The organism is Bradyrhizobium sp. (assembly GCF_016462955.1).
Lineage (GTDB): Bacteria > Pseudomonadota > Alphaproteobacteria > Rhizobiales > Xanthobacteraceae > Bradyrhizobium.
Genome location: NZ_JAEMSD010000551.1, coordinates 1 through 3,371 on the forward strand (window position 1 = coordinate 1; position 3,371 = coordinate 3,371).

General features: G+C 68.8%; 2 protein-coding genes. Both read left to right on the forward strand.

What is annotated here, in order from left to right; all coding sequences use genetic code 11:
• Positions 1 to 362, forward strand: a 362-nt coding sequence (locus tag JHD07_RS34115) for a GTP-binding protein (RefSeq protein ID WP_291630161.1), incomplete at its 5' end; no start/stop codon positions are given.
• The coding region (cobN, locus tag JHD07_RS34120; RefSeq protein ID WP_291630164.1) for a cobaltochelatase subunit CobN at positions 362 to 3,371 on the forward strand (3,010 nt) is incomplete at its 3' end. The genes JHD07_RS34115 and cobN, both read left to right, overlap by 1 nt.

The following is a 3,371-nucleotide window of genomic DNA, read 5'->3' on the forward strand; positions in this document are numbered from 1 at the left end:
TCGGCCTCGGCGCTGCGGCCGAGGCCGATCTCGCCGCGCGCCCCTCGCATCACGACGGCGAGGAGGAGCACGAGCACGACGATTTCGCCTCCGTCGTGATCGAGCTTCCGGAGGTCGCCGACATCGACGCGCTGGTCGCATCGGTCCAGAAGCTGGCGCGCGAGCAGAACGTGCTGCGCGCCAAGGGCTACATCGCCGTCGCCGGAAAGCCGATGCGCCTGCTGCTACAGGCGGTCGGCGAGCGCGTCCGCCACCAGTTCGACAAGCCCTGGGGCGCTGGTCACAGGCGGTCAAAGCTCGTCGTGATCGGCGAGCATGGCGACATCGACGAGGCCGCGATCAAGGCGGGACTTGGTGTCTGATGCACGTCGTCTTCCGCGAGAGCCGCGGTCTTGAGGAGACCGCGACGCCAAGAGACATCGGCCAGGACCCGGCCGATCTCGTGGTGCTCTCGTATTCGGATTCCGACCTTGCCGCGTTCGCCGCCGGCTGGCGGCGTGGCCGGAACAGCCTGCCGTCGCTGCGGCTCGCCAATCTTGCCGAGCTCCGGCATCCGCTGTCGGTCGACACCTATGTCGAGCGCACGCTGTCGCAGGCGCGCGGCATATTGGTGCGCCTGATCGGTGGTGAATCCTACTGGCCGTACGGGTTGGCGGCGCTCCAGCAGCTCGCGCAAGAGCGCAACATCGTGCTCGCCGTGCTGCCGGCGGACGGCCGCGACGACACGCGGCTGGATGCCTTCTCGACCCTGCCGGTCTCGACGCTGCGGCGGCTCAAGGTGCTCTGCGACACCGGTGGCCCGGTCGCGGCGCAAGCCGCGATCGCGCAGCTAGCGCTGGCCTCGGGGCTTTATGCCGGACCGGTCATCGGCGAGATGACCGTGCCCGAGATGGGCTTCTACGATCCCGCGCGCGGCGTCATTGCCGCGCCGTTTGGCGAGGGCAAGCCGCGCGCGCTGGTCAGCTTCTATCGTTCCTATCTCACCGCTGCCGACACCGCGCCGGTCGATGCCTTGATCGTTAGGCTGCGCGAGAAGGGCTTTGACGCCTGCGGCCTGTTCGTCACGTCCCTGAAGGCACCCGGCGTAGCGGATTGGCTGCGCGCGCATCTTGCGCAGGATCCTCCAGCTGCGATCGTCAATGCGACGGCGTTCTCCGCGATCGGCGATGACGGCACGACACCGTTCGATGCCGCGACGTGCCCCGTGTTTCAGGTCGCGCTCTCCACGGCGCGGCGCGAGGACTGGGCAGAATCACTGCGCGGCCTGTCGCCCGGCGATCTCGCGATGCATGTGGTGCTGCCCGAGGTCGATGGCCGCCTCTTTGCGGGCGTGGTGAGCTTCAAGTCGGCGGCGATGCGCGACCCCGATCTGCAATTCTCGCATCTGGCGCATCGGCCCGACGACGAGCGTGTGAACGCTGTCGCCGCACGCGTTGCGGCCTGGCATCGCCTTGCGATGAAGCCCGCCGGCGAGAAGCGGCTGGCCGTCGTGCTCTCGAACTATCCGGGAAGGCCGCACCAGATCGCACATGCGGTTGGGCTCGACGCGCTGGCGTCGGTCGAAGCGTTGCTGTCCGATCTCGCGGAGGCCGGATACACTGTCGCTCCGGTTCATGCGCTCGGCAAAACGCTGCTGAAGCAGCAATTGATCTGGAATGTCGCCGATTATCGCTCGGCGCTGTCGCGCCTGCCGCAAACCTTGCAGGACGATCTCGCGCTGGCCTGGGGCGCGCCGGAAGACGATCCGAGCTGCCGCGACGGCGCGTTCCATTTCGCGGCGATCGAATGTGGCCAGTCGATCATTGCGGTTCAGCCGGAGCGTGGCCATGCGGCCACGCGCGACGGCGACTATCACGATCTCGCCCGCACGCCGCGCCATGCCTATGTCGCGTTCTATCTCTGGCTCCGGGAGCAGGGGATCGACGCACTTGTGCACATGGGCGCGCATGGCACGCTGGAATGGCTGCCCGGAAAATCCGTGGCGCTGTCATCGAGCTGCTGGCCGGAAGCGTTGATCGGCGATTTTGCCGTCATCTATCCCTTCATCGTCAACGATCCCGGCGAGGCCGCCCAGGCAAAGCGGCGGATTGGAGCCGTCAGCATCGGTCATCTGCCGCCGCCGCTGGAAACATCCGTGGTGCCGGAAAGCCTGCGCCGGCTCGAACGGCTGCTCGATGAATATTCGACCGCCGATGGTCTCGATCCCTCGCGCCGCCAGCGGCTGATCGCGGCGATCCGCGACGAGGCGCGCGCGGCGGGCCTCGAAGACGATCTCGGCCTCGATGCCCTGGCAGCACCGGCCGAAGCGATTCCGCGGATCGACCGCTTCGTCTGCGACCTCAAGGAGAGCCAGTTCGGCGACGGCCTGCACGTGTTCGGCCGCGGCACCTGTGGCGAAGCGGAGCGCGATGCGCTGCTCGCCGCGCTGGCAGGCCGGCGTGTTGCGCCGGGCCCGTCGGGCTCGCCCTATCGCGGCCGCACCGACGTGTTGCCGACCGGGCGCAATCTCTTCGCCGTCGACCCGCGCGCGGTGCCGACGCCGTCGGCGCATGCGCAAGGCATCAAGCTCGCGGAAGAGCTACTGCGTCGCCACTTGCAGGATCATGGTGACTGGCCGAAGGGCCTCGTGGTCGATCTCTGGGGCTCGGCGACGATGCGCACCGCGGGCGAGGAATTTGCCATGGCGCTGCATCTGGCGGGTCTCGCGCCGCGCTGGGATCACGCTTCCGGCCGCGTCAGCGGCTACGACATCATCGCCCTGGCGGAGCTCGGCCGTCCGCGCATCGACGTCACGCTGCGCGTATCGGGCCTGTTCCGCGACGTCTTCTCGGGTCTGGCGCAATTGTTCGAGGCGGCGTCCGAGGCGCTCGCGGGCCGCGAGGACGAGGGCGATGACAATCCGTATCGCCATCGCGCCGCGCGCGTGTTCGCCCCGCGGCCGGGACAATATGGCGTCGGCCTCTCGGCGATCCCGGATGCGTTCACGCCGGAGACGCGTGAGGCCGCCGGCGAGGCTTGGCTCTCGGCCTCGTCCTGGGCTTTTTCGACCGGTGGCGAGATGCAGCTGGATCGCGCCGGCATCGAAGCGCGGCTCGCATCCGCCGATGCCTTCGTCCATATCCAGGACTTGCCCGAAACCGATCTGCTGCTCGCGGCCGACTATGCCGCGCATGAAGCCGGCATTGCAGCCGCTGCAGCTCACCTCGGTGCAGGCGTCCCGTCACTCTATCATCTCGATGCGACGCGCCCCGAACAGCCGCAGGCGCGCCCACTCCGGCGCGCGGTCCAGCGCCGCGGCCCCGACGGTGAACAGCGGCGGCGCGGCCGTCAGCGGCGGCAGGTCATCGTGCGGCGTGGCGACGATGTCGACG